General features: G+C 67.1%; 12 protein-coding genes. 8 read left to right on the top strand and 4 right to left on the bottom strand.

The window, feature by feature from the left end; translation table 11 throughout:
• The 3 genes from ACZ6SF_RS14270 to ACZ6SF_RS14280 are packed head-to-tail and all read right to left on the bottom strand — an operon-like array spanning position 1 to position 2,793.
• On the bottom strand, positions 1-882 hold the full coding sequence (locus ACZ6SF_RS14270; protein WP_466062535.1) for an ABC transporter permease: 882 nt from the start codon (positions 880-882) through the stop codon (positions 1-3).
• Positions 875-1,705 carry an ABC transporter ATP-binding protein gene (locus tag ACZ6SF_RS14275; RefSeq protein ID WP_466062536.1) on the bottom strand — a complete coding sequence of 277 codons (831 nt, stop codon included), beginning with the start codon at positions 1,703-1,705 and terminating at the stop codon, positions 875-877. Before ACZ6SF_RS14275 ends, ACZ6SF_RS14270 begins: the two co-directional genes overlap by 8 nt.
• Positions 1,702-2,793 (bottom strand): ABC transporter substrate-binding protein, encoded by a 1,092-nt coding sequence (locus ACZ6SF_RS14280; RefSeq protein ID WP_466062537.1) that lies wholly within the window; start codon positions 2,791-2,793, stop codon positions 1,702-1,704. The genes ACZ6SF_RS14275 and ACZ6SF_RS14280 overlap by 4 nt, the downstream gene beginning before the upstream one ends.
• Before the next feature lie 284 nt (positions 2,794-3,077).
• Between ACZ6SF_RS14280 and ACZ6SF_RS14285 the strand changes: the two genes are divergently transcribed.
• The 3 genes from ACZ6SF_RS14285 to ACZ6SF_RS14295 all read left to right on the top strand — a co-directional run bounded on the left by ACZ6SF_RS14285 (position 3,078) and on the right by ACZ6SF_RS14295 (position 7,039).
• Positions 3,078-5,597, top strand: coding sequence for a hypothetical protein (locus ACZ6SF_RS14285; RefSeq protein WP_466062538.1), 2,520 nt, complete (start codon positions 3,078-3,080; stop codon positions 5,595-5,597).
• Entirely contained in the window at positions 5,594-6,391 is a 798-nt protein-coding gene (locus ACZ6SF_RS14290; RefSeq protein ID WP_466062539.1) for an ESX secretion-associated protein EspG, read from the top strand. The genes ACZ6SF_RS14285 and ACZ6SF_RS14290 overlap by 4 nt, the downstream gene beginning before the upstream one ends.
• Before the next feature lie 252 nt (positions 6,392-6,643).
• Positions 6,644-7,039, top strand: coding sequence for a DUF732 domain-containing protein (locus tag ACZ6SF_RS14295; RefSeq protein WP_466062540.1), 396 nt, complete (start codon positions 6,644-6,646; stop codon positions 7,037-7,039).
• Positions 7,040-7,134: 95 nt separating this feature from the next.
• On the opposite strand, the gene secA is transcribed toward ACZ6SF_RS14295, so the two are convergent.
• The gene (secA, locus tag ACZ6SF_RS14300) at positions 7,135-9,990 is read right to left on the bottom strand and encodes a preprotein translocase subunit SecA (RefSeq protein WP_466062541.1); all 2,856 of its coding nucleotides are present in this window, start codon (positions 9,988-9,990) and stop codon (positions 7,135-7,137) included.
• Between the two features lie 309 nt (positions 9,991-10,299).
• Here secA and ACZ6SF_RS14305 point away from each other — a divergent pair, with 309 nt between their 5' ends.
• The 5 genes from ACZ6SF_RS14305 (at position 10,300) to ACZ6SF_RS14325 (ending at position 16,631) form a co-directional block, all read left to right on the top strand.
• Complete coding sequence (locus tag ACZ6SF_RS14305; RefSeq protein WP_466062542.1) at positions 10,300-11,709, top strand: WS/DGAT/MGAT family O-acyltransferase; 1,410 nt, start codon at positions 10,300-10,302, stop codon at positions 11,707-11,709.
• Between the two features lie 10 nt (positions 11,710-11,719).
• The gene (locus ACZ6SF_RS14310; RefSeq protein ID WP_466062987.1) at positions 11,720-12,223 is read left to right on the top strand and encodes a DUF6912 family protein; all 504 of its coding nucleotides are present in this window, start codon (positions 11,720-11,722) and stop codon (positions 12,221-12,223) included.
• 165 nt (positions 12,224-12,388) lie between these two features.
• A complete protein-coding gene (locus tag ACZ6SF_RS14315) occupies positions 12,389-13,522 on the top strand; it encodes a ferredoxin reductase (protein ID WP_466062543.1) in 1,134 nt (377 codons plus the stop codon).
• Positions 13,523-13,759: 237 nt separating this feature from the next.
• Complete coding sequence (locus ACZ6SF_RS14320; RefSeq protein ID WP_466062544.1) at positions 13,760-15,163, top strand: fatty acid desaturase family protein; 1,404 nt, start codon at positions 13,760-13,762, stop codon at positions 15,161-15,163.
• A gap of 211 nt (positions 15,164-15,374) precedes the next feature.
• Positions 15,375-16,631, top strand: coding sequence for a fatty acid desaturase family protein (locus ACZ6SF_RS14325; protein ID WP_466062545.1), 1,257 nt, complete (start codon positions 15,375-15,377; stop codon positions 16,629-16,631).
• Positions 16,632-16,660 lie beyond the last annotated feature (29 nt).

Consider the following 16,660-nt stretch of genomic DNA (forward strand, 5'->3'; position numbering starts at 1 on the left):
CTAGAGAGCCACACGCCAGCGCGACAGCCGGCGTTCCACGAATACGAGCACTGCGTTGAAGACCAGCCCGACCAGCGCGATCGCGATGATTCCGGCGTACATGTCGGGAATCTGGAAGTTCAGCTGGGCGGCGGTGATCAGATAGCCGAGACCGGCCTTGGCGCCGACCATTTCGGCGGCGATCAGCACCAGGATCGAGGAGGCGGCGGCCATCCGGAGCCCGGTGAAGATCGTCGGCACGGCGGCCGGCAGCACCACCTTGTACACCAGCGCGATCTGGGAGAAGCCCAGCGACCGCGCCGATTTGATGAGCAGCGGATCCACCGTCCGCACCCCGGAGATGGTGTTCAGCAGGATCGGGAAGGTGCACGCGTAGATCACCAGCGCGACCTTCGAGGTCTCGCCGATACCCAGGATCAGGACGAACACCGGCAGCAGCGCCAGCGCGGCGGTATTACGGAAGAGTTCGAGCACCGGGTTCAGGAAATCGGCCACCGGCCGGTACCACGCGATGGCGACCCCCAGCGGTACCGCGAACGCCGCGGCGATCACGAATCCGGTCAACGCCCGCGACAGACTCGTGGACACGTGCTCCCACAGCTGCCCGTTGCCCACCAGTTCGAAGAAGGTCCGGGCGACCTCGGTGAAGGGCGGCAGGAACACCTTGTCCACCAACCCGGCCCGCGGCGCGGCCTCCCACAGCGCGAGGAAGGCCAGGATCGCGAACGAGGGTTTGGACACCCGCCAGGCCAGGGCGCCGGCGCGGCGTCCGAGTCGCCGGGCCGGCCCGGGCGCCGCCGCCCGGGAGCGCGACGGCGCGGGCGCCGAAGTGGCGGTGCCGGGGGCGCGGTCGAGGGTGCCGGTGGCGAGAGCGCTAGACATGCTGGACCTCTTCGGTTGTCGAGATATCGGCGAGTTCGAGCGATCGGGCCCGCTCCACCTCGTCGTGCAGCAGCGACCAGATCCGGTGCCGCAGATCGCGGAAGCCGGCGCTGGAGCGCACATCGTCGGCGGAGCGGTCGATATCGACATCCACCACCGTTTTGACCCGGCCGGGCCGCGAGGTGAGCACGGCCACCCGCTGCCCCAGGTAGATCGCCTCGTCGATGCCGTGGGTGATGAACAGGATCGTCTTACCGGTGCGCGCCCAGATACGCAGCAGTTCGTCCTGCAGCGATTCCCGGGTCTGCGCGTCCAGCGCCGCGAACGGTTCGTCCATCAGCAGCACCTCGGGGTCGAAGGCCAGACTGCGCGCGATGGCGACCCGCTGCTTCATCCCGCCGGACAGTTCGTGCGGGTAGCGGTCGGCGAAACCGGCCAGCCCGACGAGTTCGAGGTAGTGCTCGGCACGCGCCCGGCGTTCGGACCGCGGCACCCCTTTGGCCTCCAGCCCGAATTCGATATTGCGGCGCGCGGTCCGCCACGGCAGCAGCGCGTACTGCTGGAAGACGATGCCGCGGTCCAGGCCCGGGCCGGTGATCGGCCGGCCGTCGAGCAGGATCCGGCCCGACGTGGGGGTGGAGAGCCCGCCGAGCAGGTCGAGCAGCGTGGATTTCCCGCAGCCGCTCGGCCCCACCAGTACCAGGAACTCACCGGCCGCCAGGTCCAGGGTGATGTCTTCGATCGCGGTCAGCGCGCTCCGCTGCCCCCGGATCGGGAACTGTTTGGTCACCTGCGCCAGGCGGAGTTTGGGTGTCGTGCTCATTTCTCTCCAGCCAGTGCTTGTCCGTCGGGGCCGCTCTCGGCGGGATAGGTCCCGTTGGCGTACGGGTTGTATTCGTTGGTGTACAGATCGCGGGCCGTCAGTTCGCCTTCGTCGAGCTCGCCGTTGCGCACCAGCCAATCGATCCAGATCTGCAGTTCGCGTTCGGCGATCACCGCGCCCGGTACCGGGACGCCGGAACTGCGCCAGTACTGGATCGCCTTATCGCTCTCGGCGCGGCCACGTTTGTGGATGATGTCCACGAAACGGGCGACCACCTCCGCGCGCGGATGGGTCTGGGTCCAGCGCACGGCCCGCGCGGTGCCCTGGACGAAGTCGCGCACCGCGTCCGGGTTGGCGGCGATGAAATCGTCGCGCATCACATAGGTGCCGTAGCTGAAGGCGCCGAACAGATCGCGATCGGTGAACAGCGCCCGGATACCCCCGCGTTCCAGCGCGACTTCCCGCTGCACGCTGCCGAGTGTGGCCACATCGATCTGGCCCTCGCGCAGGGCCTGTTCGGTGTTCACCGGCGGGACCACGATCAGCTGGACGGTGTCGATCTCCTCGGGGGTGAGGCCCTGCTGAGCGAGCCATTCCCGGGTGAGGAACTCGTGGTGCGCACCGAGTGTGTTCATCCCGACCTTCTTGCCGATGAGATCGCGCGCGGTGCGGATCGGGCTGCCGTCGAGGACGTAGTAGCCGGTGTAGTCGCCCTCGTCCGCTCCGTAGGAGCTGAGTACCGAGGTGATCGGGGCGCCGGCCGCGTCGAGTTTCACCACCGCGCCGTTGAAGGCCGATCCGACCTCCGTGTCACCGGTGGCGGCCGCCTGGATATCCTGCGGGCCGCTGGTGGTGTCGCCCACCCATTCCAGCTGGATCTTCTCGAAATAGCCCAGATCCGCGGCCAGCTCGTGGAACAGCACATCCCCGGACCAGCCCTGATATCGCACGATCGTGCGGCCGTCGGCGGTTTCGGCCGCCTTCCCGCCCGCACCGCAGGCGCACACCAGCAACAGTACGGCGAGCAGCGCCGTCCCCACCGGTCCGAGCGACCGGCGGTGCGCTCGTGGCTTCAAGTGTCCTGGCATGGCATCGATCCTCAACGTGATTGGGCTGCCAGCCATGGTGCGGACACGGTGGCGAAGTCTGAACCGTTTGAGTCAGTGCGAGCCGAACCGCGAGGCATTCCGGCGGAGCCGGGGCCGGGGCGGCATACCCCCGGACGCGTATCCGCCACAGCGAAATTTCGGCGAATTTACTTGTGCGCCATAGGAAGTTAAATGTGCTGCGATGTAATCCGAAGGCGTGTTCGGCGTGCCTACACTGGCGGGGCGCACCGAACGGCCGGATGCCGAAGGGAAGGTCAGTTCCTATGGTTCAAGAGCCGGGCACCTGGGCCGGTCTGAAACAGGACGCATCGCAGGACCTGTTGTATTTCGACCCGGCCGCGGCGGTGACCGGCGCGGAAGCGGCGAAAAGGATGGTCGATCAGATGCTGGCCATGCGGGCCGCGATCGACGATTTCTATATGGACGAGCTGGGCAACTTCACCGGCGGCATCCTGACCTCGGGCCAGAAGCTCGCCGAGATCTACAACAAACGGGCCGACCGGCTGTCCACGGTCCTGCAGGATCACGCCAATATCGGCACCGAGATGGCGAACGCGTTCGTCCAGGCCGGGCTCTACTACCGCCGGACCGAGGACCAGAACTCCGCCGACCTCGACAAACTCGCGAATTTCCATGTACCGGTCGAGGCGACCTCGGAGATTCCCAGCCTGTTCACGGGCGAAACCCGGTGGGACGACTACGTCCGCAACCACTACCCCGACGGCACCTCGACCGATGCGGGCCGGCCCGGGACCCAGGACGACTTCCTGCTCACGCCCGCGGCCGGTCTGCCGAACGAGTTGCAGAACTACCTCGGCCGTCAGGAGTCGATATCACCGGATGTCGTCGGTCTGGAGAACAGCGCGGCCCTGGGCTTCACGCATTTCCGCGGCCTCGCCGACAATCTGCCGTGGGGCATTTTCGTGCTCGCGGGAATATCGCGCCGCTGGTGGCAGCTGGCGGGGCATACGAAGGCCGAACTGGAGAAGTTCGAAACCGCCATCGAGGGTATCCAGGACAAATGGCTCGGGCAGGCCGCCGACAAGGCGCGGACCGCCACCAGGAACTACATCGACGCGATCGCGCCGCTGTGGAACTCCATGTTCTCGCTCAGCGAGAACATGCACTACAGCGCCGACTGGATGAACCGCACCCAGATGTCGATGCCGAAGGAGGACTTCACCTTCGACAGCATCTCGGTCGAGCAGGCCGTCCTGCAGCGGTATCGCGAGGAGTGGGAGAAGCACTACGCCGAGGGGATGCGCAACACCCTCCGGGAGATGCCGGTGATCGAGGGGCCGATCGCCGAGCCCAAACCGCCGCCGCCGGCCGACAACAACGATCCCGGCAACAACGGTCCCGGTGACAACAACAACAACGGAAACAACAACAACGGCGGAAACAACAGCCCCGAGGACGCCGCCTACCAGGACGGCTACGACGACGGCTACGAACAGGGCTTCGAAGACGGCCAGGAAGAGAACCAGGGGCAAGGCGGCAACGAAGGGCAAGGCGGCAACGAAGGTCAGGGCGGAAACCAGGGCCAGGGCGGAAACGAAGGCCAGGGCGGCAACGAGGGCCAAGGCGGGAACCAGGGGCAAGGCGGGAACCAGGGGCAAGGCGGCAACGAAGGCCAAGGCGGGAACCAGGGCCAGGGCGGCGAGGAGCAGACCGGGGGCCAGACTCCCGAGGTACCCAGCTACGACCAGGCCGAGTACGGATCCGGTGAAGAGACGACCGGGTCCGGGGGCAGCAGCGGCGGTTCGGGTGAATCGGATGGCCAGACCACGCCGACCGTGCCTTCCGTGCCGGCCGCGGATACCCCCGGGGAATCCGTTCCCGGGGAAGAGGCGATACCGGCGGGAGCCCCGGGCGTTCCGGTCACCGGCACCACCATGCCGAAGAACCCCACGGCCGCCGATATCCTCTCCAAACTCACCGGTATCCCGAAGTCACTGATGCCCGAGTCCCTGAAGAATCTGCCGATCACCGGCAAGGACGGCAAACCGCCCACCCTCGCCGACGCGCTGGCGGCGATCACCGGTATCCCGGTCGACGAGATGCCCCAGGAACTGCACGACACCCCGCTGGAGTCCCTGTACTCCGAGGACTCGCCGTACGGTATGGCCGATTCGTTGTTCGGGGCGATGGGCGGCGATACCTCGGGTGCGACGCCGAACGGACCGGAAGAAGCGATATCCGCGCTGCTCGGCGGCGATCCGAGCCTACCGGCCGGGGACACCTCGGTGCCCGGTCAGCAGCAGAACATCCTCGAACGACTCACCAATATGCTCACCCAGGGCATCACGGCCTTCACCTCCAACCCGCTGCCCGGCTTCGACCAGTTGCAGCAAATGCTCGATCCCAGCAGTGTGCAGCAGCATCTGGAGCAGTTGCTCGACCCGGCGAAATCCCTCGCGGCGGCCGGGATTCCCGCCGGCGATATCTCCGGCGGCGGGGGCGGCGGAGGCGGCGTGCCGGGTGGGGATTCCAACCCGCTGGAACCCTATCCGGGTACGAAACCGAGCCCGTTCCCCCGGGCCTCGGTCGCCGGGCCGGGGCTGGAACTCGCCGGGTACGCAGGCATATCGGCCGGTTCCGGTAGTCCGGGTGGAACGCCGGGTATGCCCATGATGGGTTCGCCCGCCATGGGCGGCGGCGCGCCCGGACGCCCGGGCGGGGGCGAGGACCACACGCCCGCGGAATTCCTGGTGGGACGCGAGAATCTGGATGAAGTCTTCGACGAGACCCCGGCCAAGGTCCGGCCGGTGATCGAGCAGTGAACCATACCTGGGAACTGTCCGACCTCGAATTCGTGCTGCTGTGCGAGGAACACGGCTGCAGCGAGATACCCGTCCCGTTCACCTTCACCAGCCGCACCTGGCTGGCCGCGGACTACCGGCAGGAGCGCGAGAAGACCCTGCGCGCCCTGCGCGAACGCGACGATTCCGACCTCGAGGCCATGGGCGGCACCGTCGCCCGGCCGGATGTCACGATCGTGGCGCAGGCCTGGGACGAACAGGATCCCGAGCGCCCGGAGGGCTGGACCCGGGTGCACGCGGTGCGGCAGCGGGCGCGCGGCTTCGTGATCACCCAGCGTCCCGGGGAGACGGTCTGGCACAGTGGCGGTTTCGATGTGACCACCTGCGATCCGCACGCCCTGGCCGAAGCCGCCCTGGAACTGTTACCGCACGCCAAGGCCGGCCGGATGCGCCAGATCACCATCATGGACCCCGAAATCGTGCCCGACGCCCGGCCGTTCGTACCGCTGATCAGCGACGACGACGAACCCGAGGACGACGAGGCCTACCGCAGCGAGACGTTCCTGAACACGCCCGCGACCGCGACCGGTCTGGTGCGGGTCTTCCAGGGCCGCTCCATGTTCGGGCCCCGCGGCCGGGTCGATATGGGGCTGCGATGGCGGGACCTGCCCGACGACGGCCGCTATGTGATCCCGCTGTCCGCCGAGATCCCGGTCGCGACCGGGATGGGGACCAAGGGCATGGTCGACTGGGTCCAGGAGCAGGTCGCCGAGGTGGTCCTGCGCCTGGACCGCAACCTCGAACACGAGGAATGACCTCTCCTCCCGCACCCGGCCGCGCGTCGCGTCGCACGACTCGCGGTCGCTGACGTCGCGGTCCGCGGCGCGTCGGCGGTTCTCCCCCGAAAAACAAACCGGCGGGAACTATTCCGGATACTATGCGCGCGTCGATGCAGTTCCTCCGCGACCGGTCGCGAGGTATCGATGTAATCGTCCGGGCCTGCGGCCCGGATATCTGTGTACGACAGCACCTCCCGTCCCCGCATGTCATCGAGCACAGAAGGAACGATGTCGAGAATATTGATCATCAGCGCGGCCGCGGCCGCGCTCGTATGCGCCGGTTCGCCGGCCGTCTGGGCCCATCCCCAGTCAGGTACCCGGCCCGGCGCCGCGGCCACCACCGGAATCCACAATCCGGCGGGCAAGGACGATTCCGTCGCCCAGCTACCGTTCAACGATCGAGAGTTCCTCCGGGCCAGCGCGTTCGACGACGAGGTCCGGCCCGTTCAGGACGGTGCCATCGCTCTGGCCCACGCCCAGTGCGAATATCTCGACAAGGCCGGGAACACCTCGGCCAACCGCACCTACCTCGCCGAGGAGGCGCGGCCTTTCGTGGAGTACCCCTACCTTTTCCTGGCGGCCGCGGTCGCGTCCTACTGTCCGCGGCACGGTTCCGCGGGCTAGCACGAACGGTCCGCGGACCGCGCCGGGCGGACCCGGGACCGGACAGCGAAACGGCGGCGCCCCTCCGGCCGGAGGGGCGCCGCCGGATCCGGTGCCTAGTGCTTACGGCGGGATTTCGGTCCCTTGCCCTGTTTGGTCTGCGCCCGGGCCGCCTCCCGGCGTTCCCGCCGGGTGCCCTGCGGCTGGCCGTCGGCGCCGTACTCCTCGACGTCACTGTGTACCGCCGTACGGCCGCCCTCGTCGGGTCCGGAGTAGCTCAGCCCGCGCGGGCCCGACTGGTCGAGACCCCGGGCCCGCAGGGCCGGCGGGGCGCCGTTGATGATCGGCAGCTTCTCCGTGGGGTACTGGCTCTCGGGCAGCGGCTGGGCTCCGGCCAGCGCGCCGACCGGCGACCGCAGACCCTGGTCCACCTGCACGCCCTCGGGCTGCGGCTGCTGCACCTCGACCTGGACGTTGAACAGGATGCCGGCGGCGTCCTCCTTCAGCCCCTCGAGCATATTGGCGAACATATCGAAACCCTCGCGCTGATACTCGACCAGCGGATCGCGCTGGGCCATGGCGCGCAGGCCGATACCTTCCTTGAGGTAGTCCATCTCGTAGAGATGCTCGCGCCATTTGCGGTCCAGCACCGACAGCAGCACCTGACGTTCCAGGGTGCGCATACTGCCCTCGCCGGCCAGCCCGTCGATCTCGTTCTCGCGCTGTTCGTAGGCGGAGTGCGCGTCGTCGAGCAGGGTGTCCAGCAGATCGTCGCGGGTGAGTTCGCCCGCTTCGCCGACCTCGGTCTCACCGGTGAGATCCTGGTGGGTCATGCTCACCGGGTAGAGGGTCCGCAGGGCGCCCCACAGTTTGTCCAGATCCCAGTCCTCCACATAGCCCTCGGCGGTGGCGCCGTTGACATAGGCGGTGATCACATCGGTGATCATGCTCTGGACCTGGCCCTCCATATCCTCACCGCGCAGGATCCGGTTGCGCTCGTCGTAGATGACGGTGCGCTGCTGGTTCATCACCTCGTCGTATTTGAGCACGTTCTTGCGGATCTCGAAGTTCTGCTGCTCGACCTGGGTCTGCGCACTCTTGATGGCCTTGGAGACCATCTTCGCCTCGATCGGCACATCGTCGGGCAGGTTGAGCCGGGTCATGATCGACTCCAGCGCCGCGCCGTTGAAGCGCCGCATCAGCTCGTCGCCCAGCGACAGGTAGAACCGGGATTCGCCCGGGTCGCCCTGACGGCCGGCGCGACCGCGCAGCTGGTTGTCGATACGCCGCGAGTCGTGGCGCTCGGTGCCGAGTACGTACAGACCGCCCGCGTCCCGCACCGCCTCGGCGTCCTCGGATACCTGCTTCTTGACCTTCTCCAGCGCGTGGAACCAGTTGGCCTGGTACTCCTCCGGCGTGTTCACCGGGTCCAGGCCCTGCTGGCGCAGCAGAGTGTCGGTGATGATGTCGGGGTTGCCGCCGAGCACGATATCGGTGCCGCGACCGGCCATATTGGTCGCGACGGTCACCGTGCCGGGACGCCCCGCCTCGGCGATGATCTGCGCTTCCTTCTCGTGGAACTTCGCGTTCAGCACGTTGTGCGCAACCCCGCGCTTGGTGAGCTGCTTGGACAGGTACTCCGAACGGTCCACGCTGGTGGTACCGATCAGCACCGGCTGCCCGGCCTCGTAGCGCTCCACCACATCGTCGACCACGGCGGCGAACTTCGCCTCTTCGGTCTTGTAGATGAGATCGGCCTGATCGGCGCGGACCATGGGCCGGTTGGTCGGGATCGGGATGACGCCCAGGCTGTAGATCTGGTGCAACTCCGCCGCCTCGGTCTCGGCGGTACCGGTCATACCCGACAGCTTGTCGTAGAGGCGGAAGTAGTTCTGCAGGGTGATGGTGGCCAGGGTCTGGTTCTCCGGCTGGATCTCGACCTCTTCCTTGGCCTCGATCGCCTGGTGCATCCCCTCGTTGTAGCGGCGGCCGACCAGGATGCGCCCGGTGAACTCGTCGACGATGATCACCTCACCGTCGCGGACGATGTAGTCCTTGTCCTTGGTGTAGAGCTCCTTGGCCTTCACGGCGTTGTTCAGGTAGCTCACCAGCGGCGAGTTGGCGGCCTCGTAGAGATTGTCGATACCGAGCTGATCCTCGACGAACTCCACGCCCGCCTCGTGCACGCCGATCGTGCGCTTCTTGATATCGACCTCGTAGTGCAGGTCCTTTTTCAGCAACGGCGCAATTCGGGCGAATTCCGCATACCACTTACTGGACGCATCCGCCGGACCGGAGATGATCAACGGCGTACGGGCCTCGTCGATCAGAATGGAGTCGACCTCGTCGACCACGGCGAAATTGTGGCCGCGCTGGACGAGATCGTCCAGCGAATGGGTCATATTGTCGCGCAGATAGTCGAAGCCGAATTCGTTGTTGGTGCCGTAGGTGATATCGGCGTTGTAGGCGTCGCGCCGCTGCGCCGGGGTCATCCCGGACAGGATCGCGCCCACCCCGAGACCGAGGAACCGGTGCACCCGGCCCATCCACTCGGAGTCACGTTTGGCCAGGTAGTCGTTGGTGGTGACGATATGCACACCGTCACCGCCGATCGCGTTCAGATACGCGGGCAGCACCGAGGTGAGGGTTTTACCCTCACCGGTCTTCATCTCGGCGATATTGCCCAGATGCAGCGCCGCGCCGCCCATGATCTGCACTTTGTAGTGCTTCTGCTGCAGCACCCGCCACGAGGCCTCCCGGGCCACCGCGAAGGCCTCCAGCAGCAGGTCGTCGAGAGTTTCGCCGTCGGCGTAGCGCTCCCGGAACTCCTCGGTTTTCGCCTGGAGCTCGGCGTCGGACAAAGGCTCGTAGTCGCCCTCGAGCCCGATCACCTCGTCGGCGAGATGGGAGAGACGCTTGACCATGCGGCCCTCACCAAAACGTAGCAACCTCGACAGTGTCAGCGCAGGCACGAGTCTCGTCAGTCCTCTGGGTCGGTTTCGGCTCCGATGTTCACTCACGGCCGCACGGTCCCGGCGACGGGCGCGTAGCCGCAGCTTGCTTCATGGTAATGCGGCTCCCATGGTAGGCGCCGCCGCATACCCCGCCGGTGTGCCCACCGCACAATCGACGAACCGCGGGCATGACGGGATATCTTACGGAGAGCATTCACGCAAGGTCTCGGAATGCTTATCGGAATATCGCACACAATCGTGCGGGAACGCCTGCCGCCTGGTCACAATGGAGTCCGGATTCCGGACTCCGAAGGAGCAGACACCAGCGTGATAGCGAGGCTGACGACGCAGGACGCGGACTTCTTCCGGCTGGAGTCGACCACCCACCCGGTGCATATCGGGTCGCTCGCCGTGCTGGAGAACTCCACCGCGGACGGCGACCGGATCCTCGATTACCAGGGACTGGTCGACCTGGTGGAATCACGCCTGCCCCTGATACCCCGATACCGCCGCAAGATCCGCGAGGTTCCGCTGTCGCTGGGCCGGCCCGTCTGGGTCGACGACAGCCGTTTCGACATCACCTATCACCTGCGCCGCTCCGCGCTGCCCTCACCCGGTAGCGACGATCAGCTCCACGAACTGGTGGCCCGCCTGGGCTCACGCCCGCTGGACCCGAGCCGGCCGCTGTGGGAGATGTACCTGATCGAGGGCCTGTCCGGCGGCCGGTGCGCGATCTACACGAAATCCCACGCCGCGCTCGTCGACGGCCGCGCCGCCCTGGAGATCGGCCATGTGATGGTGGACCCGGACGAATCACCGCGCGAGGTCGCCGACGATCTGTGGCGTCCGGGCCGCGAGCCCAGCGATACCGATCTGCTGCTGGGCGCGCTCGGGCATCTCGCGGCGCAGCCCGGTTCGGCGGTGGAGGTGCTGCGCGAGGCCGGCGCCAACGCGGCCGGTCTCGTCGGAGCCGCCGGCCGGACGCTGGACTCGGTGGTCTCGGCGGTGCGCTCGGTGGCGGGCGGCGCCCCCGACAGCCCGCTGAACGCCCGCACCTCCCGGCAGCGCCGGTTCGCGGTGGCGGTCACCGAGCTGGCCGACTACCGGCGGGTGCACCAGCAGGTGGGCTGCAGCATCAACGATGTGGTCCTGGCCGTGGTGACCGGCGCGCTGCGCAACTGGCTGCTGTCGCGGAACAAGGGCCTCACCGAATCGAGCGTGCTGCGCGCGGTGGTACCGATGTCGGGATACGGCGGCGAACCCGGGAGCGGGCGCACCCTGCCCAACGAGATCACCCCGCTGCTGATCGACCTGCCGGTGGGTGAGCCCAGCCCCGTGATGCGGCTCTCCCATATCGCCCACGCGACCACCGAGGACGGCCGGCAGCGGCACGCGGTCCGCGCCCGCACCCTGATCCATCTGGCCGGCTTCGCTCCACCCAGCCTGCACGCGATGAGCGTGCGGGCGGCGAGTACGTTCGCAGACCATACGTTCAATGTGGTGATCACCAACGCGCCGGGCCCGCAGACGCCCATGTACGTCGGCGGCGCGCGGATGCTGGAGATGTACCCGGTCGGTCCACTGCTGCGCAACCAGGCGACGAGTATCGGGATCACGTCCTACGACGGGCGGGTCTGCTACGGGCTCAACGCCGACCGCGAGGCCATGGCCGATATCGGGGTACTGGCCGCGTCGGTGCCCGAATCGATGGAGGAGATACTCGGTGCCTGCCTCTGAGCGCAAGACCATGCGCGTGTACGTGCCGGCCACCGTGCCGATGCTGCGCGAGCTGGTGGACAAACGCGAACTGCACGCGGTCGGGGGGACGGCGTTCGCCCTCACCCCGGCACTGCGCGAGGCCTACGCCTCGGGCGACGACGAGGAACTGTCCGAGGTCGCCATGGGCGAAGCCGCGCGGGCCTCGCTGCGGCTGCTGGCCGACGAGGTCCACGGTTCGACCGCGCCGATGTACCGGCGCGCGGTGATCGCCGTGGACGCCACCGGTGTCACCCTGCGGCCCGACCTCGACGACGCCGTGGTGAAACTGGACGGGCCGATCCAGTACAAGCGCATCGGCTCGGTGCATATGGACCTGGCCGAGGCCGAACCGGCGGTGGCCAAGGCGGTCGACATCATCGACGCCGCGGATCTGGGCGACGAGGACGCCGAGTTCGTCCTGGGCGACGCCGAGGACCACCAGCTGGCCTGGTACGCGACCCAGGAACTGCCTTTTCTGCTCGACCTGCTCTGAGCGCGCCGCCCCCGCGCGGCCCGATCCCGCGGGCCGCGACCCCGGCGGCTTTGTGATCCGTCGCAGTCACGACGCCGTCGCTCCCGCGCGAACCTACGATGCCGTAACCTGGCGTCGAGCGGTCACCGACGGCGACCACGACGACAGAAGGACGAAACGGCAGCGATGGTTCTCAAGAATGTCCGGGAGTGGCTCGAGGCACCGGCCGCGAGTGTGGCCGAACGCGGCGGCCGGCTCAACGTGCTGCGCGGCGCGGTCGCCCGGGCCACCACCCCGCTGCTCCCCGACGATTACCTGCACCTGGCCAACCCGCTGTGGTCGGCGCGGGAGCTGCGCGGCCGGATCGTCGACGTCCGCAAGGAGACCGCCGATTCGGCGACGCTGGTGATCAAACCCGGCTGGGGTTTCGACTTCCGCTACGAACCCGGCCAGTACATCGGGATCGGGATCCTGGTGGACGGCCGCTGGCACTGGCGTTCCTATTCGCTCACCAGCCCGCCGGAGTGGGAGGACCCGCAGCACGGCCGGAAGGTCATCGCGATCGCGGTGAAGGCGATGCCGGAAGGTTTCCTGTCGAGCCACCTGGTCAACGGCGTCTCCCCCGGCACCGTCGTCCGGCTGGCCGCACCGCAGGGCGCCTTCGTCCTCCCCTCGCCGCCGCCGCCGAAGGTGCTGTTCCTCACCGCGGGTTCCGGGATCACGCCGGTGATGTCGATGCTGCGTGCCCTGGACCGCCGCGACGCCGTCACCGATGTGGTGCACGTGCACTCCGCGCGGACCGCCGACGATGTGATGTTCGGCGCCGAACTCGCCGACCTGCACGCCCGGCGGCCCGGCTTCGTCTCCCACGTCCATCTCACCGGAGACCGGGGCAAATTCACCCCGGCCGCCCTCGACGAGCTCTACCCCGACTGGCGGGAGCGCCAGACCTGGGCCTGCGGCCCGCTGGGAATGCTCGCCGATATCGAGCGGCACTGGCAGGACGCGGGTATCGAATCCCGGCTGCACGTGGAACGTTTCGAGGTGGAGCGGTCCGCGAACGCGGAGGGCGGCACCGTCACCTTCGGCAGAACCGGCCGTGCGGTCACCGTCGACGGCGCCACCACGCTGCTGGAGGCCGGCGAATCCGCGGGCGTCCAGATGCCGTTCGGCTGCCGGATGGGTATCTGCCAGACCTGCGTGGTGACCCTGAGTTCGGGGCACGCCCGCGATCTGCGCAACGGCGCGGAACGGTTCGAGGGCGAGAAGGTGCAGACCTGCATCTCGGCCGCGGCCGGGGACTGCACGCTGGAGGTCTGAGGACGACCGGCCACGGGGCCGGTAATCCACTTGACACGGGTACCCTCGTAGGCGACACAGGTCCTTCCCGTACGGGAAGATCATCCATATCCGTTCGCCGTTTCCGAGCCGGGTCCGAAATCGACCGGCAGTGTCGACGGCGATATCGGCAGACGAACGCGCAGGGCCGGGGACGACGGCGGGGCACCGCCCGACGCACTCTCGTTTCCGCGGACCGCGCCAACAGAAGGGACGCCGGTGGCCATCACCGACATCAGAGCCTTTGCCCACCTCACGGCCGCCGATGTCGAGACGCTGGGCCAAGAACTCGACGGGATCCGGCGCTCGGTGGAGCAATCCCTCGGTGAACGCGACGCCCGCTATATCCGCCGGACCATCGCCGCCCAGCGCGGCCTGGAACTCGCGGCCCGCGCGGTACTGTTCGGCAGCCGGAACCGCTGGGCCTGGCTGACCGGCACCGCGATGCTGTCGGTGGCCAAGATCATCGAGAACATGGAGCTGGGTCACAACATCAGCCACGGCCAGTGGGACTGGATGAACGATCCCGAGATCCACTCCACCAACTGGGAGTGGGATATGACCGGGCCGTCGTCGCAGTGGCGGCGGGCCCACAACTATTCCCATCACACCTACACCAATGTGCTGGGCAAGGACGAGGACCTGGGGTTCGGCATCCTGCGCATGACGCGCGACGAGCCGTGGCGTCCGCTGCACCTGGTGCAGCCGGTCGCCAATGTGATCCTGGCCGCCCTCTTCGAATGGGGGATCGCGCTGCACGATTGGAGCATCGACAAGGAGCTCTCCGGGGTGCCGCGCTACCAGCTCGGCTCGGAACCCAACCGGGCGTTCGCCCGCAAGATCACCCGGCAGGTGACCAAGGATTTCCTGGTCTACCCCGCGCTCACCGGGCCCGCGTTCACCTCGACCCTGAAGGCGAACGCCACCGCGAATCTGATCCGCAACCTGTGGGCGTACGCGGTGATCTTCTGCGGGCATTTCCCCGACGGGGCCGAGAAGTTCACCGAGGAACAACTCGTCGGCGAGACGCCCGGCGAATGGTATCTGCGCCAGATGCTGGGTAGCGCGAACTTCTCGGCCGGACCGGTCATGGGCTTCATGAGCGGGAATCTGAGTTATCAGATCGAGCACCACCTCTTCCCGGACCTGCCGAGCAATCGTTACCCGGAGGTCGCGACCCGGGTGCGGGCGCTGTGCGAGAAATACGATCTGCCGTATACGACCGGATCGCTGGGCAAACAGTATCTGCTCGCTTTCCGCACCATTCACAAACTCGCCCTGCCGGACCGATTCCTGCGGCGCACCGCCGACGATGCCCCGGAGACCTCCTCCGAACGGAAATTCGCCGGGCTCACCCCGCACCCGGATTCCGAGCACCGCCCCTGGAGCATCGACCCGGCCACCGGAAAACGCCGGGGACTGCGCTCGGCATTGCACGAAGCGAAGGTGGCACTGCGCGCCAAAGCGGAACACGAGAAGGAAGTGCTGCGCGTCGCCGAGCGGAATCTGCGGGCCAAGGCGAAACAGGAGCGCGAACTGCTGCGGGCCAAGACCCGGCAGGAGCGGCTGCTGCTGCGCCGTGCCCGGTACGCGTTGCGCCGGGCGAGCACGCCCTCGGTATAGCGGGCGCCGGCCCCTTTCGCCGATATCGATTCGTGATGTAACGTGCGCCCGAGATCGATCGATCATGCAATCGAGGCCCGAGAGTGATCCGCGTCTACGGCGATCCCCCTTGACCTAACATCCGCTTTTGGGACGCGCAATAGGGCGCACACCACATTTTCTGCGGAAATCTCCAAACCTACGGTGCCGTAACTTACGGTAGGGTAGCCCCATGGCTATATCGGATGTCAAGGAATACGCGCACCTCACCGAGGCGGATGTGGAAGCGCTCGCGGCGGAGTTCGACGCGATTCGCCGCGACATCGAATCCACCCGCGGCGAACGAGACGCCCGCTACATCCGCAACGTCATCCGATTGCAGCGCGCGCTCGAGATCAGCGGCCGCACCGTTCTATTCGCGAGCTTCCTACCGCCGGCGTGGTTCGCCGGAGTGGCTCTCCTGGGCACCGCCAAGATCATCGAGAACATGGAGATCGGGCATAACGTGATGCACGGTCAGTGGGATTGGATGAACGATCCGGAGATCCACTCCACCCACTGGGAATGGGATAACGCCGGCCCGTCCAAGCACTGGAAGCACACCCACAACTTCCTGCATCACAAGTACACCAACGTTCTGGGCATGGACGACGATATCGGCTACGGCCTGCTGCGCGTCACCCGCGATCAGCGGTGGAAGCCGTTCAATATCGGCAACCCGGTCTACAACCTGGTGCTGCAGTCGCTCTTCGAATACGGCGTCGCCATCCAGCATCTGGAACTCGGCAAGGTCGCGGCCGGCAAGGTGAAACCCGGAAGTCCCGAACGCGCCGAATTCGACCGCAAGGTCGGCGAGGCCCTCGCCAAGATCAAAAAGCAGGCCCTCAAGGACTATGTGGTCTTCCCGCTGCTCACCGGGCCGTCGTTCTTCCACACCCTCACCGCCAACTTCGCGGCCAATGTGATCCGTAATGTCTGGTCCAATGCGGTCATCTTCTGCGGCCACTTCCCCGACGGCGCCGAGAAATTCACCAAGGCCGATATCGACAACGAGACCCATGCCCAGTGGTATCTGCGGCAGATGCTGGGCAGCGCCAATATCTCCGGCGGCAAACTCATGCATTTCATGACCGGGAACCTGAGCCACCAGATCGAACACCACCTCTTCCCCGATCTGCCGAGCAATCGCTACGCCGAGGTCGCGGTCCGGGTGCGCGAACTCTGCGATAAGTACGACCTGCCCTACACCACCGGTTCGCTGCCGGTCCAGTACTTCAAGGCCTGGCGGACCATCGCCAAACTCGCGCTGCCCAACAAATACCTGCGCCACACCGCCGACGACGCGCCCGAAACGGCTTCGGAGCGCAAGTTCAACGGGCAGGCCGTCTCCACCATCGATCCCGTCACCGGCAAACGGCGCGGACTGCGGTCGGCGATCGCGGAAGGACGGCGCAAACTCGGCCGCAGGGTCCTGCCGATCGCGAGCTGAGACCACCGACCGCGACCCGGTCGCCATAT

The sequence above is a fragment of the Nocardia sp. NPDC049935 genome (genome assembly GCF_055586645.1).